The following is a 26,555-nucleotide window of genomic DNA, read 5'->3' as shown; positions in this document are numbered from 1 at the left end:
TGAACGAGCAGGAGTTCCACCGATGGCCGACAACGACGAGCTACGCCGGTACCTCAAGAAGACCGCGAAAGAGCTGTACGAGACCAAGCAGCAGCTTCGTGAGCTCACCGACCGGTCGCAGGAGCCGATCGCCATCGTCGGCATGGCCTGCCGGTACCCCGGCGGCGTGCGGTCACCCGAGGACCTGTGGCGGGTGACCGCCGACGGCGTGGACGCGGTCGGGGCCTACCCGGCCGATCGTGGCTGGGACCTGGACCGGCTCTTCGACGAGGACCCCGACGCGCCGGGCACCGTCTACACGCGCGACGGCGGATTCCTCGACGCCGTCGGCGAATTCGACGCGGCGTTCTTCGGGATCGGCCCGCGCGAGGCGGCCGCGATGGACCCGCAGCAGCGGCTGATGCTCGAAGCCTCCTGGGAGGCGCTCGAGGACGCGGGCATCGACCCGGTGTCGTTGCGCGGCAGCGACACCGGCGTGTTCGCCGGTGTCATCCACCAGCACTACGGTCCGCGCATCGGCTCGGCGACCATCGGCGCCGAGACGGAAGGCCATGCCTACCTGGGTGTGTCGAACAGCGTGCTGTCCGGGCGGATCGCCTATTCGTTCGGGTTCAAGGGCCCGGCGATCTCGGTCGACACCGCGTGCTCGTCCTCGCTGGTGGCCCTGCATCTGGCCTGCCAGGCCCTGCGTCAGGGCGACGCCACGCTCGCGCTGGCCGGTGGCGTCACCGTGATGTCGGATCCCTCCCTGCTGATCGCGTTCGCGCGGCAGCGGGCCCTGTCCCCGGACGCCCGCTGCAAGGCGTTCGCGGCCGCGGCGGACGGAACCGGGTTCTCCGAGGGGCTCGGCGTGCTGGTGCTGGAGCGGCTGTCGGACGCGCGGCGGCTCGGCCACCCCGTGCTGGCGGTGGTGCGCGGCAGCGCGGTCAACCAGGACGGCGCGAGCAACGGCCTGACCGCGCCGAACGGTCCGTCCCAGGAGCGCGTCATCGCGCAGGCGTTGGCCAACGCGGGGCTCGAGCCCACCGACATCGACGCTGTCGAGGCGCACGGGACCGGCACGATGCTCGGTGATCCGATCGAGGCACGGGCGCTGATCAGCGTCTACGGCGCGCGGCGCGCGGGTGCGCCGCTGCGGCTGGGCTCGCTCAAGTCGAACGTCGGCCACACCTCGGCGGCGGCGGGCGTCGGCGGCGTGATCAAGATGGTGCAGGCGCTGCGCCACGAGGTGCTGCCGAAGACCCTGCACGTGGACGCGCCGACGCCGCATGTGGATTGGTCGGCGGGCACGGTGCGGCTGTTGCGGGACAACGAGCCGTGGCCTGCGGGGGAGCGGACCCGGCGGGCGGGGGTGTCCTCGTTCGGGGCCAGCGGCACCAACGCGCACCTGATCCTCGAGGAGGCGCCCGCCGAGCCGGTCGTCGACGACACCGAGCCACTCGCGACACCCACCGAGGCGGAGATCGTTCCGCTGGTGCTGTCGGCCAAGTCTCCCGACGCCCTGCGCGCCCAGGCGGATCGCCTGCGGCAGTGGCTGATCAACGATCCCGACCGGGACGTCCGCGACGTCGCGCACGCGCTGACGACCTCGCGGGCGCTGCTGGAGTGGCGGGGGGCGGTCGTCGGCCGCGACCGCGACGACGTGCTGGCCGGGCTGGCCGAGCTGGCGGCGGGCGCGCCCGGCGTGCTCGAGGCGAAGGCCACCCCGGAGCGCACCGCCTTCCTGTGCACCGGTCAGGGCGCGCAGCGAATCGGTATGGGCGCGGAGCTGTATCGGGCGTTCCCGGTGTTCGCGGCGGCGCTCGACGAGCTCTGCGCGGCATTCGATCCGCTGCTCGGGCGGTCGTTGCGCGAGGTGATGTTCACCGACACCGACGGCGTGCTCGACCGGACCGAATTCACCCAGCCCGCGCTGTTCGCCTTCGAGGTCGCGATGTGCCGGCTGGTCGAATCCTTCGGTGTGACACCGGATTTCCTGATCGGGCACTCGATCGGTGAGCTGGCGGCCGCGTTCGTCGCCGGGGTGTGGACGTTGCCGGACGCGTGCGCGCTGGTGGCGGCGCGGGGTCGGCTGATGGGCGCGTTGCCCGTGGGTGGGGCGATGCTCGCGGCGGCGGTCACCGCCGACCGGGCGGGCGAGATCGTCGCCGGCCTCGGTGACCGGGTGTCGATCGCGGCGGTGAACGGGCCGACGTCGTCGGTGTTGTCCGGGGAGGCCGACGCGATCGAGGAGATCGAGCGGCGGCTCGGCGCCGACGGGGTGCGGACCAGTCGGTTGCGGGTCAGCCATGCCTTCCACTCGGCGCGCATGGAGCCGATGCTTGCCGAATTCCGCGCGGTGGCCGAGGGCGTCGCGTACGCGACGCCGCGGGTGCCGATCGTGTCGAACGAGTCCGGTGCGCTCGCCGACGCCGCGGTGACCGATCCGGAGTACTGGGTGCGGCAGGTGCGCGGCTGCGTGCGGTTCGCGCCGGGCGTGGACGCGCTGGTCGCGGCGGGCGCGCGGCGCTTCGTGGAGCTGGGCCCGGACGCGGTGCTCACGGCGATGACCCGGGAGTGCCTGGCCGAGGTTCCCGAGGTCGAGTCGGTCGCGACCGCGGCGGCGACATCGCGTCGGTCCGCCGACGAGGTGGCGCAGTTCGTCACGGCGCTGGCGCGATTGCAGGTCGCGGGTGTGCCGGTGACGTGGGCTCCGCTGTTCGCGGGCCGGCCGGTGCCACGGATGTCGTTGCCCACCTACGCCTTCCAGCGTCGGCGCTACTGGCTACAGCCGGACCAGGGCGCTGCGGCGGGCGCGTCGGATCATCCGATCCTGACCGGTGTGGTCGGGGTGGCGGGTACCGACGAGTGGCTGCTCACCGGCAGGCTCTCGCTGCGCACCCATCCGTGGATCGCCGATCATATGACCTACGGCGTGGTCGTCGTGCCGAGCGCGACCCTGATCGAGTTCCTGCTCGCCGCCGGGGCGCGGATCGGTTGCGAGGTCGTCGACGAACTCACCTTGCAGGCGCCGATCCTGCCGACCGACGACACCGAGATCGAGCTGCAGGTCCTGGTGCAGGCCGCCGACGACTCGGGGCGCCGCCCGTTCGAGTTCTACTTCCGCACCTCGCCGGAGTCGGACTGGGTGCACAACGCCACCGGCGTGCTGGCCGCCCGCTGGGACGGCGACTCGGCCTTGGCGCAGCGCCTGCGCGACGAGGACTGGCCGCCCGCCGACGCCGACATCGTGGACAGCGCGGGACTTCCGGCGCGGATCTCCCGGGACGCCGGGCTCGAGTACGGTCCCGCCTTCCTCGGTGTGCGCGCCGCGTGGCAGCGTGACGACACGGTCTTCTCCGAGATCGCCCTGAACCTCGACGCGGCACCCGAGGCGGGCCGCCACGACCTGCATCCGGCCCTGCTGGACATGGTCATGCACGCCGGGTTCTCCCGATTGCTCTGGGACGAGGGGAATCCCGATCCCGACACCGGCCGATTGCTGTTCCGGTGGGGCGGCGCGCGATTCCACAAGTCGGGGCCCTGGCCCGCGGCGGTGACCTCGCTGCGCGTCATCGCGGTCGCGTCCGGGCCGGAGACCATCTCCGTCGCGGCGATCGATCCCGAAGGCGCACCGATCGTCTCGGTCGACGCGGTGGTGATGCGTCCCTACGACGTCAAGGAATTCCGGAGCACGGTCGCCGGTGCCGAAGCTGAGCTGTACCAGGTGCGATGGGAGCAGGCGGACAGCGCGGGCCCGGCGCCCGTGCCCGCGATGGTCACGCTCGCGGGCACCGCTGTCCCGGGGCTCGACGCGGCCGCCTCGATCGCGGATCTCGCTGCGGCTGAACCTGTTCCGGCTGTCGTGGTGTGGCGGGCTCTCGGGGCACAGGTCTCCGACGACCCGGCAGCGGTGCGGTCGAGCGTCCGCGACACCTTGGCGACGCTGCGACGCTGGCTCGCCGAGGACCGGCTGTCCGACACCCGGCTGGTCGTCGTGACGACCGGCGGCGCGGGACTGACCGGTGAGACACCCGACCTCGCCGCGGCCGCGCTGTGGGGCCTGCTGCGGAGTGCGCAGTCGGAGAACCCGGACCGCTTCGTCCTGGTCGATGTGGACCCGGCCACCCCTGTCGACGCGGACCGGATCGCGGCCGTGGTGCGCTCCGGCGAACCGCAGGTCGCGGTGCGTGGTGGTCGGCTGCTGACACCGCGACTGGTGCGCGCGGCCACCACGGACGCGGCACCGGTGTCCTTCGGCGACGGGACCGTGTTGATCACCGGCGGGACCGGGGGGCTGGGCGCCCTGTTCGCCCGCCACCTCGTCACCGCGCACGGTGTCGGTGACCTGGTGCTGACCTCCCGTCGCGGCCCCGCGGCCGCGGGCGCCGCCGCCCTGGTGGCCGAGCTGGCGCGCCTGGGCGCCCAGACGCGGATCGTCGCCTGCGATGTGACCGATCGGGACGCGGTGCGCGACCTGCTCGACAGCATCGGCACCGGGCTGACCGGTGTGGTGCACACCGCGGGCGTGCTCGCGGACGGCACGGTGGCGACGCTGACCGACGACCAGGTGGACCGGGTACTGGCCCCCAAGGTCGACGGCGCCTGGCATCTGCACGAGCTGACCCGGGACCGGACTCTGGCGGCGTTCGTGCTGTTCTCCTCGATCGCGACGGTGCTCGGCTCGGCCGGGCAGGGCAACTACGCCGCCGCGAACGGCGTCCTCGACGCCCTGGCACAGCGGCGACGGACCGCGGGTCTGGCCGCCACGTCACTGGCGTGGGGGCCGTGGAACCAGGGCAGCGGGATGACCGGTGGTCTGGACGAGGCCGCCCTCGCGCGGTGGGATCGGCTGGGCCTGAGCCCGCTCGCCGACGTCGACGGCGTGCGTCTGTTCGACGAGGCGCTCGCGCACACCGAGGCGCGGCCGGCACCGATCCGGTTCGACGCCGCGGCATTGCGCCGCGAGACCGACCCCGCCGCCGTGCCCGCCGTCCTGCGCGGCTACGTGCGACGCTCGACCCGCCCGGCGCACGCGGCGGCCGCGCCGGTCGGCGCCCTGGCTGCCCAGCTGGCCGAGGTCCCCGAGGCGCGTCGCGGCGAACTGATCCTCGATGTCGTGCTGACCCAGGCCGCCGCGGTACTCGGCCACGAGTCGGGCGGCGATATCCGGCCGGACCAGCGCTTCGACGAGATCGGCTTCGACTCCCTCGGTGGCGTGGAGTTCCGCAACCGGCTCGGCAAGGCCACCGGCCTGCAACTGCCGTCGACCCTGGTGTTCGACCACCCGACCCCGACGGCGGTGGCCGAGCTGGTGCGCTCCCGCGTCACCCCGGCGACCGGCGGTCCCACCGCCAAGACCGTGCGCCGGGTACGGGCCGACGAGCCGATCGCGATCGTCGGCATGGCCTGCCGCTTCCCCGGCGGCGTCGAATCACCGCAGCAGCTCTGGGATCTCGTCGCGTCCGGCATCGACGCCACCGGCGAATTCCCCGCCGATCGCAGCTGGGATCTGCCGCGCCTGCTCGACGCCGACCCCGACAAGCCCGGGACCGTCTATACCAATCGCGGCGGATTCCTTTACGACGCGGGCGATTTCGATCCCGGCTTCTTCGGGATCAGCCCGCGCGAGGCGTCCGCGATGGACCCGCAGCAGCGACTGCTGCTCGAGGTCTCCTGGGAGGCGCTCGAGGACGCGGGGATCGACCCGATCTCCCTGCGCGGCAGCGATACCGGCGTGTTCGCCGGCGCGGGAGCCTCGGGCTACGTCGACCGGGTGGTCGGCGACCTGGAGGGCTACCGGCTCACCGGCACCACCAGCAGTGTGATCTCCGGGCGCGTGGCCTACGTCCTCGGACTCGAAGGGCCCGCGGTCACCGTGGACACCGCGTGCTCGTCGTCGCTGGTCTCCCTGCATCTGGCCTGCCAGGCGCTGCGCCAGGGCGAGAGCTCGCTGGCGCTGGCCAGCGGCGTGACCGTCGCGGCGACCCCCTACCTCTACGTCGATTTCGCCCGGCAACGCGGCCTCTCGCCGGACGGGCGGTGCAAGGCGTTCTCCGACGCGGCCGACGGCGTCGCGTTCTCCGAAGGCGTCGGCGTGCTGGTGCTGGAACGGCTCTCCGACGCCCGGCGCCTCGGCCACGATGTCCTCGCCCTGGTGCGCGGCACGGCCGTCAACCAGGACGGCGCCAGCAACGGGCTGACCGCGCCGAACGGCCCCTCCCAGGAGCGGGTGATCGCCCAAGCGCTGGCCAGTGCCGGACTCACCCCCGCCGACGTGGACGCGGTGGAAGCGCACGGCACCGGCACCCCGCTGGGGGACCCGATCGAGGCCAACGCGCTGATCGCCGCCTACGGCCAGGACCGCGGCGAGCGCGAACCGCTGCGCATCGGCTCCATCAAATCGAATATCGGGCACACGGTCGCGGCGGCCGGTGTCGGCGGCGTCATCAAGATGGTGCAGGCGCTGCGGCACGAAACGCTGCCCGCCACCCTGCACGCGGACGTGCCCTCCCCGCATGTGGATTGGTCGGCGGGGTCGGTGCGCCTGCTGACCGCGCCGGAACCGTGGCGTGCGGGCGGGCCGGTGCGCCGGGCCGGTGTGTCGTCGTTCGGTGTCAGCGGGACCAACGCCCACGCCATCCTCGAGGAAGCACCCGCCACCCGGTCGACCGTCGCCGCGCGCGCCGCCGACGGTCCGCGCACGGTGCCGCTGCTGGTGTCGGCCAAGAGCCGGACCGCGCTGGCGGCCCAGGCGGCGCGCCTGCGGACCTGGCTGCTCGAGCATCCCGACACCGATCCGGTCGACGTCGCGTACTCGCTCGCGACGGGCCGCGCGCAGCACGAGTACCGCGCGGCGGTCCTCGGCCGTGACCGCGACGACCTGCTGGACCGCCTGGGCAAGCTGGCCGCCGGGACCGCCGCGACCGGCGTGCTATCCGGCACGGTCGGCGCCGGGAAGACCGCGTTCCTGTTCACCGGTCAGGGCGCGCAGCGGGTCGGCATGGGCGCGGGTCTGGCCGAGGCGTTCCCGGTCTTCGCGACCGCCCTCGACGAGGTGTGCGCCCGGTTCGACCCGCTGCTGGGGTGCTCGCTGAAGCAGGCGATGTTCACCGGAGTCCTGGCCGACGATCAGGGCGTCGCCACGGCGAGCGGGGTCCTGGACCGGACCCGGCTGACCCAGCCCGCGCTGTTCGCCTTCGAAGTGGCGCTGTACCGGCTGGTGGCGTCGTTCGGGCTCGTCCCGGACCTGGTGATCGGACACTCGATCGGGGAATTGGCCGCGGCGCACGTCGCGGGGGTGTGGTCGCTCGACGACGCCTGCGCGCTCGTCGCGGCCCGCGGCGCGCTGATGGACGCGCTGCCCGAGGGCGGGGCGATGCTGGCCGTCGCCGCGACTGAAGCCGAAGTCGCCACGGCCATCGCGGAATTCGGTGATCGGGTTTCGATCGCCGCGGTCAACGGGCCTGCCGCCGTGGTGATCTCCGGCGACGAAGACGTCGTCGACGCCCTCGATCGGCGGTTCACCGAGCAGGGGCGCAAGACCAGCGGGCTGCGGGTCTCGCACGCGTTCCATTCGGCTCGGATGGAACCGATGCTGGCCGAATTCGTGACGGTCGCGGCGGGTGTCACCTACCACTCGCCGCGGATTCCGCTGGTGTCCAACGTCTCCGGCGCGCTCGCCGGCGATGAGATCCTGGCTCCCGCGTACTGGGCCGCGCAGGTGCGCGGCGCGGTGCGGTTCGCGCCGGGCGTCGAGACCCTGGTGACCTCGGGGGTGCGCCGATTCCTCGAGATCGGCCCCGACGCCGTCCTCGCGGCGATGACCCGCCAGAGCCTGCCCGCCGAGCTCGAGCAGCGCGCGGTGGTGGCCGCGGCGGCCCGGCGCGAGCACGACGAGGTCGAGCAGTTCCTGACCATGCTCGCCCAGGCCCACACCGCCGGCGCGAAGGTGGAGTGGAACGCACTGTTCACCGCGGGCCACGCAGCCCGAGTCACCCTGCCCACCTATGCCTTCGAGCATCGGCGGTTCTGGCTCGACCCAGCGCCGGGCGATTCCGGCACGGGGTCGGCGGACCACCCGCTGCTCACCGACGTGGTGCGGGTGGCCGATCGCGACGAGTGGCTGTTCACCGGCCGCTTGTCGCTGCGCACCCATCCCTGGATCGCCGACCACATGACCTACGGCGTCGTGCTCGTGCCGAGTGCCGCGCTCATGGAGATGCTGCTGGTCGCCGGGGCTCGCATCGGGTGCGGCGCGGTCGAGGAACTGACCCTCGAGGCGCCGATCCTGCCGCCGCCAGAGGGCGCCGTGGAGCTCCAGGTCCTGGTGCGGGAACCGGATTCGGCGGGCCGCCGGTCGTTCACCTTCCACTACCGCCTCGCCGACGCGGCCGACACCGCATGGACGCGCAATGCCAGCGGCGTGCTGAGCGGTCATCAGCTCACCGACATCGGGCTGATGGCGATGCTGCGCGCCGAACCGTGGCCGCCGGTCGGGGCCACACCGGTCGATCCCGCCTGGATTCCGGCCCAGGTGGGCCGGGTGGCCGGCCTGGAATACGGGCCGTCGTTCTACGGGATCGACGGCGCGTGGCGCACCGGGGACACCATCTTCTCCGAGGTCACCCTGAGCCCGGAGGTCCCGGTCGACCGGTTCCGGCTGCATCCGGCACTGTTCGACATGGTGATGCACGCCGGACTGGTCTGCCTGATCTGGTCCGCGGAAGCGAACAACCCCGCCGAGGGCAAACTGCTGTTCCGCTGGGGCGCGACCCGCTTCCACACCACCGCGACGGTGACGTCGCTGCGGGTGATGGCCATCCAGCGCGACAGCGAGACCATCACCGTCGTCGCCGTCGACCAGGACGGCAACCCGGTCGTCTCCATCGACGAAGTGGTCATGCGTTCCTACGACGTCCAGCAGTTCCGCGCCAACCTGGCCGGTGGCCGGGCAGGCCGATACGGAGTGCGCTGGACCGCGGCCGCGACGCCGGACGGCCTCGCACCGCCCGGCAGCGCCGCCGTGCTCGGCGCCGCACCGATCCTCGGTGTCGACGAGCGCTACCCGGATCTGGCGGCACTCGCCGCGGCGGCAGCGGTGCCCGACCTCGTCGTCTGGTCCGAAGCGGCGGCGGCGCCGCAGGACGCGCTGACGGGGGACCGGGTGCGGGCCGCGCTGGACACGGTGCGCGGCTGGCTGGCCGACGACCGGTTCGCCCGATCACGGCTGGTGGTCGTCACCCGGCGGGCGGCCGGGCTGCCCGAGGAGACGCCCGAGATCGCGGCGGCCGCGGTCACGGGCCTGATCCGCAGCGCGCAGACCGAGTACCCGGGGCGGATCGTCCTGGTCGACGCCGACGCGGCACCGGTCTCGGCCGACGCGATCCTGGCCGCGGTCGCGACCGGCGAACCGCAGATCGCGGTGCGCGGCGATCGCGTCCTGGCGCCGCGACTGGAACCGGTGACCGCACCGGCCACCGCGCCGGTCTCCTTCGGTCCGGGCACCGTGCTGATCACCGGCGGCACCGGAGGATTGGGTGCGTTGCTGGCCCGGCACCTGGTCACCGAACACGGTGTGCGGCGGCTGCTGCTGGTGTCGCGGCGCGGTGAAAATGCCGAGGGCGCGGCAGAACTCGCGCGGACACTGGCCGGGCTGGGCGCCGAGGTGCGCATCGCCGCGTGCGATGTCACCGACCGCGACGCGCTGGCGAAGCTGCTCCACGACCTGCCCGCCGAGCATCCGCTCACCGGCGTCGTCCACACCGCGGGCCTGTTGGCGGACAGCACGTTCCACGCCCTGACCGCCGATCAGGTCGATCGGGTGTTCGCGCCGAAGGCCGACGCGGCCTGGCACCTGCACGAACTCACCCGGGACCTGGAGCTGTCCGCGTTCGTCCTGTTCTCCTCGATCGCCGGCGTGCTCGGCTCGGCGGGGCAGGCCAACTACGCCGCGGCGAACAGCTTCCTGGACGCTCTCGCCATCCGGCGCCGGGCCGAGGGGCTGCCCGCGCTGTCGCTGGCGTGGGGGCCGTGGCAGCCGGACCTCGGCATGACCGGCACCCTGGACCGGCTCGCCCTGAGCCGGATGGAACGCCTCGGCCTGGCCCCGCTGGACCGCGCCGACGGCCTGCGCCTGTTCGACGAGGCGCTGACCAGCGCCGAACCGGTGCAGGCCCTGGTCCACCTGGACACCGACAAGCTCCGCATCGAAGCGCACACCGGCCCGGTGCCCGGCGCCCTGCGCGGCTTCGTCCGCACCAGGGACCGCGCCGCAGCGACCACGAGCACCGAACCCACGCTCGGGGAGCGCCTGCACGGGGTGGCGGAGGCCAAGCGCCGCGGACTCGTCCTGGATCTGGTGCGCGAGACCGTCGCCGCCGTGCTCGGCTACGCCTCGGCCGACGAGATCGCCCCCGATCGCGGGTTCGACGAACTCGGATTCGACTCGCTCGGCGCCGTCGAGTTCCGCAACCGGCTGGCGAACCTGACGGGTCTGTCGCTGCCGTCGACCCTGGCGTTCGACTACCCGACCGCCGCAGACCTCGCCGACTACCTGCTGGCACGGACCACGGTGACCGCACCGGCCGCGCCAACGGCGGCGCCCGACGACATCGCCCGGCTCGAGTCGCTGCTCGACCGGATCCTGGCCACCGCGGGCGACGACGACGAGACCGTCGCCGGTCTGCGCGGTGTCAACAACCGCCTGCGCACCTACCTGTCCGGCCGCTGGCCGGACACCGAGTACGACGATCTCGACCTGCCGTCCGGCAGTGAGCTCTTGGATTTGATCGACGAGGAGTTTGGCCCAGCATGAGCAACCCCGGCACCAGCAACGAGGAACGACTCAGCCGGTATCTGCGCAAGCTCACCGGAGACCTCCGCGCCGCCAAGAAGCACATCGACCAGCTCGAGGAACGGGCCGCCGAACCGATCGCGATCGTGGGCATGAGCTGCCGGTATCCCGGCGGTGTCGAGACGCCGGACCAGCTGTGGGACCTCGTCGCGACCGGCACCGACGCGGTCGGCCCGTTCCCGGCCGATCGCGGCTGGGACCTCGAGCGCCTGTTCGACCCCGACCCCGACGCGGCGGGCAGCATCTACACCCGCGAGGGCGGGTTCCTGGACGCGGCGGGCGACTTCGACGCCGCCTTCTTTGGGATCGGCCCGCGCGCGGCCGAAGCGATGGACCCGCAGCAGCGGCTGTTCCTCGAAGCCGCGTGGGAGGCACTCGAGGACGCGGGCATCGACCCGGTGTCGTTGCGCGGCAGCGACACCGGCGTGTTCGCCGGCGTGATCCATCAGGACTACGGTCCGCGCGTTGGTTCGCCCGGCCTGACTGCCGAGGCGGAAGGTCATGCCTATCCCGGTGTTTCGGCCAGCGTGCTGTCCGGGCGGGTGTCGTTCACCTTCGGCCTCAAGGGTCCGGCGCTGTCGGTGGACACCGCCTGCTCGTCCTCACTGGTCGCCCTGCACCTCGCGTGCCAGGCGCTGCGGCAGGGCGATACATCGCTCGCGCTGGTCGGTGGCGTGACCGTGATGTCGGATCCCACCCTGCTCATCGCCTTCGGCCGCCAGCGGGCGCTGTCACCGGACGCGCGCTGCAAGGCGTTCGCGGCCGGGGCGAACGGCACCGGGTTCTCCGAGGGCCTGGGCATGCTCGTGGTCGAGCGGCTCTCCGACGCCCGGCGCCACGGCCACCCGATCCTCGCGGTCGTGCGCGGTACAGCGGTCAATCAGGACGGCGCCAGCAGCAGGCTGACCGCGCCGAACGGTCCCTCGCAGGAGATGGTGATCGCCCAGGCCCTGGCCAACGCCGGGCTGACGCCCGCCGACATCGACGCCGTCGAAGCGCACGGCACCGGCACCACCCTCGGCGACCCGATCGAGGCGCAGGCCCTGATCGCCGCCTACGGCCGCGATCGCACCGGCGATCCGCTGCGCATCGGCTCGCTCAAGTCGAACATCGGCCACACCTCCGCCGCGGCGGGCGTCGGCGGCGTGATCAAGATGGTGCAGGCGATGCGGCACGAGATGCTGCCCCCGACACTGCATGTCGACGCGCCCACCCCGCAGGTGGATTGGTCGGCCGGGGCGGTCCGGCTGCTCACCGAGGCGGAGCCGTGGCCCGCCGGCGAGCGGGTGCGTCGTGCGGGCGTGTCCTCGTTCGGCGCCAGCGGCACCAACACCCACGTCATCCTGGAAGAGGCGCCCGCTCCGGTCGAGATCGCCGTCGAGCCGTCGGACGAGGACCCGCCGCCCGCCGTGGCGCTCGGTGTCACCCCGCTGCTGCTGTCCGCGAAATCCGCTCCGGCCCTGCGTGATCAGGCCGCCAAGCTGCTGCGATGGGTAACCGAGCAGCCCGCACTGCGGGTCGACGATCTCGGATACTCGCTGTCGACCACGCGTGCCCGGCTGGAGTGGCGCGGTGCGTTCGTGGCCGCCGACCGGGACGGGATGCTCGCCGGACTGACCGCCCTGGCGGAGTCCTCGCCCGCGCCCGGGGTGGCCACGGGCCAGGCGGTGCTGCGCAAGACCGCGTTCCTGTGCACCGGCCAGGGCGCGCAGCAGGACGGGATGGGACGTGCGCTGTATGCGGCGTTCCCGGTGTTCGCGGCCGCGCTGGACGAGGTGTGCGCGCAGTTCGATCCGCTGCTGGGAGTCTCGCTGCGGCAGCTGATGTTCGACGGCGCCGACGGCTCGCTGCATCGCACCGAGTACACCCAGCCCGCCCTGTTCGCCTACGAAGTCGCGCAGTACCGCCTGTGGGAATCCGTCGGGGTGACACCGGATGTGCTGCTCGGTCATTCGATCGGTGAGCTGACCGCCGCGTACCTGGCCGGCGTGTGGTCGCTGCCGGACGCGTGCCGGGTGGTGGCGGCGCGTGGCCGTCTCATGGGGCGGCTGCCGGAAGGCGGCGCCATGCTGGCCGTCGCGACGAGCGAGGCCGAGGTCGCCGAGGTGTTGACCGCCTCTGTGGACACGGTGTCCGTCGCGGCGGTGAATTCGCCGACCGCCGTGGTGGTTTCCGGTGACGAAGACGCGGTGACCGCGCTCGAGCGGCTGTTCGCCGACCGCGGCCGCAAGACCTCGCGGCTGACGGTGTCGCACGCGTTCCACTCGGCTCGGATGGACCCGATGCTGGCCGAATTCGAGTCCGTCGCCCGGGGCGTGACCTATCGGCGTCTGCAGGTTCCCCTGGTCTCGAACCTGTCCGGCGAGCTCGCCGGTGACGAGGTGCTCGAGCCCGCCTACTGGGTCCGGCAGGTGCGCGAGGCCGTGCGGTTCGGCCGCGGCGTGGACACGCTCGTGGCCTCGGGCGTGCGCCGGTTCGTGGAGATCGGCCCGGACGCGGTGCTGTCCGCGATGACCCGGCAGTGCCTGCCGGACGAGATCGAGGCGCGGTCACTGGTGGTCGCGGGCGCGCGGCGCGGACAGGCCGAGGTCGAACAGTTCGTGCGCTGCGCGGTGAGTGTCGACACGGTCGGCGTCGACGTCGACTGGGCGGCGTTCTTCGCCGCGCGGCCGGTCGCGCGGGTCTCGTTGCCCACCTATGCCTTCCAGCGCCGTCGCTACTGGCTCGAGACCTCGGCCGGTGCCGCCGACGTCGCGTGGGCCGGGCTGGGTGCCGTGCGCCATCCGCTGCTGGGCGCGGTGGTGTCGGAACCGGAATCCGGCGGTGTCCTGCTGACCGGGCGGCTGTCGGTCGCGACTCAGCCGTGGCTGGCCGACCACGTGGTCGCCGGCTCGGTCCTGCTGCCGGGTACCGGATTCGTGGAGCTGGCGCTGCGCGCCGGTGCCGAGGCCGGATATCCGGTGGTCGAGGAACTGACCTTGCAGGCCCCGCTGCTGCTGCCCGCCGCGGGTGGGGTGCAGGTCCAGGTGGTGGTGGGCGGGGCCGACGACGACGCCCCGCACCGGTCGGTCTCGATCTACTCGCGTGGCGAGCACGACCGCGACGGACAGTGGCTGCTGCACGCGCGCGGTCTGCTCGCCGGGGAGCCGGCGCCGAGCCTGACCGCCGCGCCGACCTGGCCGCCCGCCGCGACCGAGGTCGACGTCGAGTCCGCGTACGCCGAGCTGCTGGCGCGGGGATACGAGTACGGTCCGGCCTTCCAGGGCGTGCGCGCGCTGTGGCGCCACGGTGCCGAGGTCTTCGCCGAGGTCGCCGTCGACGCCGAGACCGGCGCCCGCGCGGAAGGATTCGGTATCCATCCCGCGCTGCTGGACGCGGCCATGCAGGCCGGTCTGCTCGCCGGGGTAATGGACAGCGCTGCCGATGCGGCACGGTCGCCGTTCGCGATCCCCGCCGGACAGGTGGTGCTGCCCTTCTCGTGGGAGTCGGTCTCGCTGCACGCGGCCGGCGCGTCCGTGCTGCGCGTGCGGCTGGCCTCGACGGGATCATCGGTGGCCTTCACCGCGACCGACGAGCAGGGCCTGCCCGTGCTGTCGGGAACGCTGACCACCCGGCGGACGCCGCTCGACCAGCTGACCGCCGGCGTGGGCAAACCCGCCGCGCCGCTGCTGGAACTGACCTGGTCACCGGTCACGGCCGAACCCGCCACGACACCCGCGACCATCGGCCGATGGGAGCGGCTCGACGCGGCGTCGCCGGTCCCGCCGGTGGTTGTCGTCGACGCCGGAGCCGGCGGGACCGGGAGCACCGGCGCGGACACGGTGGCGACCACCCACACCGAACTCGCCCGGATCCTCACCGTGATCCAGCAGTGGCCGGCACAGGACCGTTTCGCCACGAGCACCCTGCTGATCGTCACGCGCGGCGCGATCGCGCTTCCCGGCGAAGACCTCCTCGACCTCCCCGGTGCCGCTGTATGGGGCCTGGTGCGCTCCGCGCAGTCGGAGGATCCCGGCCGGATCGTGCTGGTCGACGCGGACACCGTCGTCGACGAGCATCTCGCGGCCACCGTCCTGGCCGTGGGCGAACCCCAGGTCGTCGTCCGGGCGGGCGTCACCCACACCGCCCGACTCACCCGGCGCACCGGCGTGAACACTACGAGTACCGCCGCTACCACCGCCTTCGGCGAGGGAACGGTGCTGATCACCGGTGGCACCGGTGGTGTCGGTGGCGTGATCGCGCGCCACCTCGTGGCCGAGCACGGGGTGCGGTCGCTGCTGCTGGTCAGCCGTCGGGGTCCGCGGGCGGACGGCGCGGCGGCGCTGTGTGCCGAGCTGGCCGAGTCCGGCGTCCAGGTGCGGGTGCTGGCATGTGATGTCACCGATGCCGCCGCCGTGGCCGCGCTGCGGGGTGAGGTGCCCGAGCAGTGGCCGTTGACCGGGGTGATCCATGCCGCCGGTGTCCTCGACGACGGGGTCATCGCCTCGTTGACCGGCGAGCGGATCGACACCGTTCTGGCGCCGAAGGCGGATGCCGCCTGGTATCTGCACGAGGCGACCGCGGACCTGGACCTGTCCGCGTTCGTGGTGTTCTCCTCGGCCTCGGGCACCGTCGGCGGACCCGGGCAGGGCAACTACGCCGCCGCCAATACCTTCCTCGACGCGCTGGTGGCGCATCGCCGGGCCGCCGGGCTGGCGGGTCAGTCGTTGGCGTGGGGGCTGTGGGCCCGCTCGAGCGGGATGTCCGGGCAGCTCGGTGACACCGACGTGGCCAGGATGAGCCGCAGCGGATTCACCGCCATGCCGGACGCGCAGGCGCTGGCCGGATGGGACGCGGCCATCGCCCACGGCGCACCGCATGCGGTGATCGCCGTCCTCGACACCGCCGCGATCCGGGCCCAGGCCGAGGCCGGGCTGTTGCCCCCGCTCCTGCGCGACCTGGCGCCCGCGCCGCGCCGCGTCGCCACCTCGACAATGGTGTCGGACTTGCGGATTCGGTTGGCCGGGGCGGACATCGACCGGCAACGGCAGCTGGTGCTCGACACCGTGCGCACGCACATCGCGGCCGTGCTCGGTCACGACAGCGTGGCCGCGATCGATCCCGGCCGGGCCTTCCAGGATCTCGGGTTCGATTCGCTGAGCGCGGTCGAGCTGCGCAACCGGCTCAAGACCGTCACCGGTCTCGCCCTGCCCGCCACGGTCGTCTTCGATTACCCGACACCGCAGGCGCTGGCCGAGCACCTGGCCGAGGAATTCCTGGGCACGGCCACCGAGATCGCGGTCGTCGCGGACCGGGCCGTCGACGGCGATCCGATCGCGATCGTGGGTATGGCCTGCCGCTACCCGGGCGGCGTCAGCACGCCCGAGCAGCTGTGGCGACTGGTCGCCGACGGCGTCGACGCGGTCACGGAGTTCCCGGTGAATCGCGGGTGGGACACCGCGCGGATCTACGACCCCACCGGTGAGACGCCCAACACCACCTACACCCGCGAGGGCGGATTCCTGCACGGCGCGGGCGAATTCGACCCCGCCTTCTTCGGCATCAGCCCCAACGAGGCCGCGGCGATGGACCCGCAGCAGTTCCTGCTGCTGGAGAGCTCGTGGGAGGCCTTCGAGCGGGCCGGGGTGGATCCGGCGGTACTGCGCGGCAGCGCGACCGGCGTCTTCACCGGCATGATGTATCACGACTATCCGGTCAACGCGAACTCCGGTTCCCTCGCCTCCGGCCGGGTGTCGTATGTGTTCGGCTTGGAAGGGCCGTCGGTCACCGTCGACACCGCGTGCTCGTCGTCGCTGGTCGCGCTGCATCTGGCGGCGCAGTCGCTGCGCTCGGGGGAGTGCGATCTCGCGCTCGCCGGTGGTGTCGCGGTGATGGCCACGCCGGAGACGTTCGTGGAGTTCAGCCGTCAGCGGGGGCTGGCGCCGGACGGGCGGAGCAAGTCCTTCGCCGATGCCGCCGACGGTGTCGCCTGGTCCGAGGGTGTCGGGGTCCTCGTGCTGGAGCGGCTGTCGGACGCGCGCCGCAACGGTCATCCGGTGCTGGCGGTGGTCGCCGGGTCGGCGGTGAACCAGGACGGCGCGTCGAACGGTCTGACCGCGCCGAACGGTCCGTCGCAACGGCGGGTGATCCGGCAGGCGCTGGCCAATGCCGGGGTCTCGCCGGTCGAGGTCGACGTGGTCGAAGCGCACGGCACCGGGACGACGCTGGGCGATCCGATCGAGGCGCAGGCCCTGCTGGCCACCTATGGCCGGGACCGCCCCGAGGATCGTCCACTGTGGCTCGGCTCGCTGAAATCCAACATCGGGCACTCGCAGGCAGCTGCCGGTGTGGGTGGTGTGATCAAGATGATCATGGCCATGCGGCACGGTGTGCTGCCCAAGACGCTGCACGTGGACCAGCCCAGCACCAAGGTGGACTGGTCCGCGGGACACCTGCGACTGCTGACCGAGGCGGTCGAGTGGCCGCAGGTCGATCGGCCACGTCGCGCGGGCGTGTCCTCGTTCGGCATCAGCGGCACCAACGCGCACGTGATCGTGGAACAGGCTCCGGCGGTGGCGGATTCGGTGTCGCCCGGCGCTGCCGCGGGGCTGCTGCCGTGGGTGCTGTCGGCGCGCGGTGACGATGCCCTCGCCGCGCAGGCCGCGCGGTTGGGTGCGCAGGTGGATGAATTCGGTTTCACTCCACAGGATGTCGGGTTCTCGCTGGTCGCCACGCGCGGTGTGTTCGAGCATCGCGCCGTGGTCCTGGCCGAGGACGCGGCTGGTCTCCGGGCGGGAATCGCGGCGCTGGCCACCGGTTCGGCCGCCGCCGGTGTGGTGACCGGCCGGGCGGTGGCGGGCGCCACAGGTCTGGTGTTCTCCGGTCAGGGCGCGCAGTGGGCGGGTATGGCGGCCGAGCTGTGTGCCGCGTATCCGGTGTTCGCGCGGACTTTCGACGAGATCGTCACCGGCGTTGATCCGCTGCTGGAACAGTCGGTTTCGCTGGTGGACGCGCTCGCGGACGACGAGGCGGTCGACCGGACGGTGTTCGCGCAGGCGGGCCTGTTCGCCTTCGAGGTGGCCCTGTTCCGTCTGCTCGAATCCTGGGGCGTTCGCCCGGATGTGGTGGCCGGTCATTCGATCGGTGAGATCGCCGCCGCACACGTGGCGGGCGTGTTGTCCCTCGGCGATGCCTGCGCCCTGGTGGCGGCCCGCGGCCGGTTGATGCAGGCGCTGCCCACGGGCGGGGCGATGGTCGCGGTGGGTGCGCCGGAAGCCGAGGTGTCGCCCCTGCTGGGCGAGTCGGTATCCCTCGCCGCGGTCAACGCCCCCGGCGCGGTCGTGCTGTCCGGTCCAGGGGATGCCGTCGCGGCCGTGGCCGAGGTGTGTGCCGAGCGCGGATGGCGTACCCATCGGCTGCGGGTCTCGCACGCCTTCCACTCGACGCTGATGGAGCCGATGCTCGCCGAATTCGCCGCGGTGGTCGGGGAATTGCGGTTCTCGCGGCCGAGCATCGAGCTCGTGTCGACCGTGACCGGACGCCGGGTCGAGGACGAGCTGTCGGACCCGGCCTACTGGGTCGAGCAGGTCCGGGCGACGGTGCGGTTCGCCGACGCGGTCGCCACCATGGCCGAGTTGGGGGTCACGCGGTTCGCCGAGGTGGGACCCGATGCCGTGCTCACCCCGATGGTCACCCAGATCGTCGACGACACCGCCGCGACGGTGGTGGCGCTGGCGCGCCGCGACCGCGCAGACGCGTCGTCGGTGCTGAACGGCGTCGCGGGTCTGTTCGTCTCCGGCGGGGTCGTGGACTGGGCCGGGGTGTTCGCCGGTACCGGTGCGCGCCGCGTCGACCTGCCCACCTACGCCTTCCAGCACGAGCGGTTCTGGCTCGATGCCAAGCAGGCGCTGGCGACATCGTGGCTGGGCGCCGAGCTGGGTGGGGTCACCTCCGTCGGTCTCGACACGGTGGATCATCCGCTGCTCGGCGCCGTGGTGGCACATCCGGAGTCGGGCGGAATCAGTTTCACCGGCCGCTGGTCCCCGGCGACCGTGCCGTGGCTGGCCGATCACAGCGTGCTCGGTGTCGTGCTGCTACCGGGCACCGGCTTCGTGGAGCTGGCCGGCTATGTCGGCGGACTGCTCGGCTGTCCGATGGTGGACGAACTCGTCCTGCACACCCCGTTGACGGTGCCGGCCGACGGCAGTGTCGCGGTGCAGGTCGTCGTGGCCGCCGCCGATGACACCGGCCGCCGACGGCTCGGTGTGTACTCACGGCACCGCGTCGACGGTCCGTGGGCCCGCCACGCCGAAGGCGTGCTGGCACCGGCGGACACGACCGCCGATTTCGAGCTGACCGCCTGGCCCCCGGCCGGCGCGCGGCCGATCGACGTCGACCGCGCCTACGACGAATTGCTCGATGTCGGTTACGGATACGGCCCGTTCTTCCAGGGCTTGCAGGCCGCCTGGCAGCGTGGCGACGAGCTGTTCGCCGAAGTGTCGCTGTCCGATCCGCGCGATGCCGCGGGCTTCGGCATCCATCCCGCGCTCTTCGACTCGGCGCTGCACGCGGGGATCATCCACGGGCTGCGCGGCGGCGTCGAGGGCTTCCCGGCACTGCCGTTCACCTGGAACCAGGTCGTCGTGCACGCGGCGGGTGCCGCCGCGGTGCGCGTTCGCATCGTGCTGGACGGCACCAGGTATGCCCTGCAGATCGCCGACGACCAGGGACAGCCGGTGCTGTCGGTGGGCGCCTTGATCTCGCGCCCGGTCTCGGCCGAACGACTCGGTGCGGACCGGATCGCGGAATCGCTGTTCGCCGTCGACTGGGTGCCGTACGCCATGCCGACGGCGACGGTCGCACCGGAGCGCATCGCGGTGCTCGGTGCCTCGAGCACGGGCGAGGTACGCGGATACCCGGATCTCCCGGCCCTGCTCGCCGACCTCGACGCGACGCAAGAGCCGGTGATCCCCGAGCTCGTTCTGCTCGTCGCGCCGGACCCCGAGGGCGCGGTGCCGGAGGCGGCTCGCGCGGCCCTGGCCGGTGTCCTCGACACCGTGCAGCGGTGGCTCGCCGATCCCCGCTGCGACGATGCGCGGTTGGTCGTGCTCACCACACACGCGGTCCATACCGACGAGGTGAACCCGGTGCAGGCGCCGGTGTGGGGGTTGCTGCGCGCCGCGCAGGCCGAACACCCCGGCCGCTTCCAGCTCCTCGACCTGGATGCCGATCCCGACCCCGTCCGGATCGCGGCGGCCGTCGCGGCCGGGGAGCCCGAGGCGGCACTGCGCGCGACGACGCTGCTCGTCCCGCGCCTGACCCGCCATACCGCCGGCACGATCACGCGGTCGCTCGATACCGGCATGGTCCTGATCACCGGTGGCACCGGCGGTTTGGGCGCGGTGTTCGCGCGGCACCTGGTCGCCGCGCACGGTGTTCGGCACCTGCTGCTGACCTCGCGGCGCGGTGCGACCGCGGCCGGTGCGGCCGAGTTGCGTTCCGAGCTGGTCGAACTCGGCGCCGAGGTCACCATCGCCGCGTGCGATGTGGCCGACCGCGCCGCCCTGGCCGCCCTGCTCGACTCGGTGCCCGCCGAGCATCCGCTGGTCGGTGTGGTGCACGCGGCGGGCACCGCCGACAACGGGCTGATCGAGGCGCTCACTCCGGAGCGGATCGAGCGGGTGTTCCGGCCCAAGGCCGACGCCGCCTGGCATCTGCACGAACTCACCGCCGAGCGCGCGCTGTCGCTGTTCGTCCTGGTGTCCTCGGCCGGCGGCCTGGTCCTGCCCGCCGGGCAGGCGAACTACGCGGCGGCCAACGTCTTCCTCGACGCCCTCGCCGCGCACCGGCACCGGCTCGGCCTGCCCGCGATCGCGCTCGACTACGGCATGTGGGCACGCGCCACCGGGCTCGGCGCCGAACTGTCCGAGGCCGACTTCGACCGGATGCGCAGGCAGGGCTTCCCGCCGCTGACCGAGGCGGAGGGGCTGACGCTGTTCGACGCGGCCATCGCCACCGACACCGCCCAGCTGGTACCCCTGCGCGTCGATCCGGCTGTGCTGCGCACCAGGGACGAACAGATCCCGGCGCTGTTGCGCGCGATCGCACCGGCCCCGGCACGTCGTCCCACCCGCACGGCGGCAGGCCAGGCGTTCCTGCGCAAGCTCGCCGGGCTCTCCGATGCCGATCGCGGCGGCGCCCTGCTCGACCTGGTCCGGTCGGTGGCCGCCGACATCCTCGGGCACGCCTCGGCCGAGGCCGTCGTCGCCGATCGGCCGTTCCAGCAGCTCGGCTTCGACTCGCTCGGCGCGGTGGAGTTCCGCAACAAGCTCAACGCGGCGACCGGTCTGCACCTGCCCGCCACGCTCATCTTCGACTACCCCACTCCGGGGATCGTCGCGGAGTTCCTCGATTCCCAGCTCTCCGGCACGGGGGCGGCCGAGGAACGCGTGGTCGGCCGGGTCCGCGCCGACGACGAGCCGATCGCGGTGGTGGCCATGAGCTGCCGCTACCCGGGCGGCGTCGCCTCACCCGAGGACCTGTGGCAGCTGGTGACCTCCGGCGGCGACACCACCGGGGACATGCCGCTCGATCGCGGCTGGGACCTCGACGGCATCTACGACCCCGAACCCGGCAAGCCGGGCAAGACCTACACCCGCCGCGGCGGATTCCTCTACGACGCCGCGGAATTCGACGCGGACTTCTTCGGGATCAGCCCGAACGAGGCCACCGTCATGGACCCGCAGCAGCGGGTACTGCTCGAGGTCTCGTGGGAGGCGCTCGAGCGCGCCGGTCTGGATCCGGCGGTGCTGCGGGGCAGCGCGACCGGGGTGTTCACCGGCGTGATGTACCACGACTACGCGCAGGGCTCCGGTACCGGCAGCAGCGCCGCGGGCAGCCTGGTCTCGGGCCGGGTCTCCTACGTGTTCGGGCTGGAGGGGCCGTCGGTCACGGTGGACACGGCGTGCTCGTCGTCGCTGGTCGCGCTGCATCTGGCGGCGCAGTCGCTGCGGTCGGGAGAGTGTGAACTCGCCTTGGCCGGTGGTGTGGCCGTGATGGCGACCCCGGACATGTTCCTGGAGTTCGGCCGTCAGCGCGGGCTGTCACCGGACGGGCGATGCAAGTCGTTCGCCGACGACGCCGATGGTGTCGGCTGGTCCGAGGGCGCGGGCGTGCTCGTGCTGGAGCGGCTGTCCGACGCTCGCCGCAACGGCCATCAGGTACTGGCGGTGCTCGCGGGCTCGGCGGTCAACCAGGACGGTGCGTCCAATGGGTTCACCGCGCCCAACGGTCCCTCGCAGCAGCGGGTGATCCGCCAGGCANGTCCCTCGCAGCAGCGGGTGATCCGCCAGGCACTCGCCAATGCGGGAGTCTCGGCCGTCGAGGTCGACGTCGTCGAAGCCCATGGCACCGGAACGACATTGGGTGATCCGATCGAAGCGCAAGCCCTGTTGGCCACCTACGGTCAGGATCGGGCCGAGGATCGTCCGTTGTGGCTGGGCTCGCTGAAATCCAATATCGGTCACGCGCAGGCGGCGGCTGGTGTGGGTGGCGTGATCAAGATGATCATGGCGATGCGGCACGGGGTGCTGCCGCGCACTCTGCACGCGGATCAGCCCAGTACCAAGGTGGATTGGTCCGAAGGACATGTCCGCCTGCTGACCGAATCGGTCGAGTGGCCCGCGCTGGATCGGCCGCGGCGCGCGGGGGTGTCCTCGTTCGGCATCAGCGGCACGAACGCGCATGTCATCGTGGAACAGGCACCGCCGGTGGCGGATTCGACCACGCCGACCGACCGGCCCGACGGGCCGACGCCGTGGGTGCTGTCCGCGCGCAGCGGTGCGGCGCTGGCCGATCAGGCCGCTCGGCTCGTCGCCCGAATGGACGATCTCGACCCGATCGACGTCGGCTACTCGCTGGCCGTGACGCGCGGCGCCTTCGAGCATCGGGCCGTCGTGCTGGCCGGAGATCGCGCCGACCGGTCTGCGGAGCTGCGGGCCTTGGCCGACGGCACCGAGCCCACGCGGGTGGTGCGCGGCCGGGTGGTGTCGGGTTCGACAGGCTTCGTGTTCTCCGGGCAGGGTGCGCAGTGGGCGGGCATGGCCGACGGACTGCGCGGCTACCCGATCTTCGCCGAGCACTTCGACGGCATCGCCGCTCGACTGGAACCACTGCTGGGACAGCCTGATTCGCTGACTGTCGCCCTGGGTGACGAGGAGCTGAGCGGCCGGACGGTATTCACCCAGGCGGGCCTGTTCGCCTTCGAGGTGGCGTTGTTCCGGCTGCTGGAGTCGTGGGGTGTGCGGGCCGAGGTGGTGGCCGGTCATTCGATCGGTGAGATCGCGGCCGCGCACGTGGCCGGGGTGTTGTCGCTCGACGACGCGTGCGTGCTGGTCGCGGCGCGTGGCCGGTTGATGCAGGCGCTGCCCACCGGCGGCGCGATGGTCGCGGTGGGCGCGCCGGAAGCCGATGTGCTGCCGTTGCTGATCGACGGGGTGTCGATCGCCGCGGTCAACGGCCCGTCCTCGATCGTGCTCTCCGGCATCGACGCCGAGGTCTCCGCGGTGGTGCAGCGCTGTGCCGAAAACGGTTGGCGGACCCACCGGCTGCGGGTCTCGCACGCGTTCCATTCGGCGCTGATGGAGCCGATGCTGGCCGACTTCGCCTCGGTAATCGAAGGTTTGACGTTCGGCCGACCGAACGTGCCCGTGGTCTCCACCGTCACCGGTGCCCGGATCGGCGACGAGATGTCGGACCCGGCCTACTGGGTCGGGCAGGTCCGCGACACGGTGCGCTTCGCCGCCGCGGTCGCCACGATGGCCGAGCTGGGGGTCACCCGGTTCGCCGAGATCGGGCCCGACGCGGCGCTCACGCCGATGGTCGCGCAAGCTCTCGACACCGCGACGACGGTCGCGCTGTGCGCCCGCGAGCACGCCGATCCGTCGACCCTGCTGACCGGGTTGGCCCGGCTGCATGTCGCCGGCACGCCGGTGGACTGGTCCGCCCTGTACGCCGGGTCCGGCGCACGGCGAATCGACCTGCCCACCTACGCTTTCCAGCGTCGCCGTTACTGGATGACCGAAGGCGCCGCCGCGGGCGACGCCCGATCCATGGGACTGCTGGCGACCGGCCACCCCCTGGTGTCGGCGGTCATCACGCACCCCGATTCCGACGCGGTCACCCTCACGGGTCGCCTGTCGGCGCAGGCGCAGCCGTGGCTGACCGACCACCGGGTGCTCGACACCGTCGTGTTCCCCGGCACCGGGCTGGTCGAACTCGCGCTGCACGCCGCCGAGCAGGTCGGCTGCTCGACGGTGGCCGAGCTGGTCCTGCAGGCACCGCTGGTGCTCACCGAGACCGGTGGTCTCGCACTGCGCCTCGTGGTCGGAGACCAGGACCCCGCCGGACAGCGTGCGGTGCGGATCTTCTCCCGTCCGGACGACGGCGACGCGGCGTGGACCCTGAACGCCGACGGCCTTCTCGCGACCGACGCGCAGGTCCCCACCGCCGCGCTCACCGCGTGGCCGCCCGCCGGCGCCCAGCCCCTGCCGCTCGACACGGTCTACGACGACCTGCTGGACGCGGGCTACGGATACGGCCCGTTCTTCCAGGGCCTGCGCGCGGTATGGCAGCGCGGGGACGAGGTGTTCGCGGAGGTCGCGCTGCCCGAATCGGTCGGCGCCGACGGCTTCGGCATCCACCCGGCGCTGTTCGACTCGGCCCTGCACGCGCTCCTCGCCGCTGCCGACCTGCCCACGGACGGCATCGCGCTGCCGTTCGAATGGTCGGGTGTCACCGTGCACGCGGCCGGAGCGACCGCCGTCCGGGTCCGGCTCACCCGGGTCGGCGACCACGGCGCCACGCTCGAGCTGGCCGACCAGTGGGGCGCGCCGGTGGCCACCGTGCGTCACCTGGCGTCCCGCCCCATGGATCCCGCCCAGCTCACGGCGGGCGCGTCCACCGTGGGCAACGCGCTGTTCCGGGTCGAGTGGACGCCGATCGCGGTGTCGCGCACCGAGATCGACGCTGTCGCGTGGACCGACCTCGGTGTCGAGGTGCCGGCGGTCGCGGTCCTGGACTGCCCGGCGGGCAACGAACCCGCCGACATCCGCGCCGCGACCCATCTCGTCCTGTCGGCGCTGCACACCTGGCTCGGCGACGAACGGTTCGCGGATTCGGTGCTCGTCGTCCGGACCGAGGGAGCGGTCTCCGTCGCCGGGGAGGACATCACGAATCTCGCCGGCGCGGCGGTCGGTGGCCTGGTGCGCTCGGCGCAGTCCGAGAGCCCCGGCCGGGTCGTCTCGATCGACGCGGACGCCGATCTCGACGGGCTGCTGGGCGGGATCCTGGCCACGGGTGAACCGCAGGTCGCGGTGCGCGACGGGCAGGTCACCGCCGCACGGCTGGCCCGCCTCGGTGCCGCCGCGAGCGGCACGGTCGCGAGCCCCGCTGTCGCGCCGGAGGAGACCGTGCTGATCACCGGTGCCGGTGGCCTACTGGGTCGGATGTTCGCCCGGCATCTCGTGGATGCGCACGGGGTCCGCCGACTCCGGTTGCTCAGTCGCCGGGGCGAATCCGCGCCCGGCACCGCCGAGTTGCGGGCGGAGCTCGAGGGCGCGGGCGCGCACGTCGACATCGACGCGTGCGACGTCGCCGACCGCGACGCGCTCGCCCGCGTCCTGGCCGACATCCCCGCCGAGCACCCGCTCGTCGCGGTGTTCCACCTCGCGGGCGTCCTCGACGACGGCGCCGTCGCCTCGCTCACCGCGGACCGGATGGACACCGTCCTCGCCCCCAAGGTCGACGCCGCGCTGCACCTGCACGCGCTGACCAGCGACCTGCCGTTGAAAGCCTTCGTGCTGTTCAGTTCGGCGGCAGGCGCGTTCGGCAATACCGGGCAGGGCAACTACGGCGCGGCCAACGCCGCCCTCGACGCGCTCGCGGCGCACCGCAGGGCCACCGGCCGACCGGGTCAGTCCCTGGCCTGGGGGCTGTGGGACGGCGGCATGGCAGGCGAACTCGGCGAGGTCGATCGGCTGCGCATGACCCGCACGGGCATGCTGCCGCTGTCGCGAGCGCAGGGCCTGGCCCTGTTCGACGCCGCGACCCGCCTCGACACGGCGGCCCCGATCCTGGCCCGGCTCGACCTGGCCACCATGCGCGACGCGGGCTTCGCCCCCGCCCTGTTGGCCGGGCTGACCGCGCCACGCCGGACCGCAGCCGTGGACGAGAGCGCCGGGCTGCGCGCCCGGTTGGCCGAGACCCCGGACGGCGAGCGACACGGCGTGCTGGTCGAGATCGTCCGCGGTCAGGTCGCCGCGACCCTGGGCCACCGCGACGCCCACGCCGTCGACGCGGATCGGGCCTTCAACGAACTCGGCTTCGACTCGATCACCGCGATCGAGTTCCGCAACGCCCTCAAGACCGCCACCGGTCTGGCACTGCCCGCGACGCTGGTGTTCGACTACCCGACACCCGCGGCGCTCGCCGAGTACCTCCACGACGAGCTGACCGACCGGCAACCGCACGCCGATCACCCCGATGCCGAGATCCGCCGGGCCCTGCAGACCATCCCCCTCGCGCGGCTGCGCGACGCGGGCCTGCTGGACGCGCTCCTGCATCTTGCCCAGGGTCAGCACAGCCACGACGAGCCCGATCGGCCCATCACCGAGGAGTCGATCGACGACCTCGACATCGATGACCTGATCGATCTGGCTTACCACAACTCCTCAGAGGACTGACG

The 26,555-nt window shown here is 72.8% G+C and carries 2 protein-coding genes; both read left to right on the top strand.

What is annotated here, in order from left to right; translation table 11 throughout:
• The first annotated feature begins 22 nt into the window (after nt 1–22).
• On the top strand, nt 23–10,795 hold the full coding sequence (locus ATM97_RS32035) for a type I polyketide synthase (RefSeq protein WP_218721958.1): 10,773 nt from the start codon (nt 23–25) through the stop codon (nt 10,793–10,795).
• The gene (locus ATM97_RS32030) at nt 10,792–26,553 is read left to right on the top strand and encodes a type I polyketide synthase (RefSeq protein WP_218721957.1); all 15,762 of its coding nucleotides are present in this window, start codon (nt 10,792–10,794) and stop codon (nt 26,551–26,553) included. Before ATM97_RS32035 ends, ATM97_RS32030 begins: the two co-directional genes overlap by 4 nt.
• The last annotated feature ends 2 nt before the right edge of the window (nt 26,554–26,555 follow it).

The organism is Nocardia sp. MH4, from assembly GCF_019266065.1.
Lineage (GTDB): Bacteria > Actinomycetota > Actinomycetes > Mycobacteriales > Mycobacteriaceae > Nocardia > Nocardia canadensis.
This window is presented reverse-complemented; position numbering and strand designations above follow the sequence as displayed.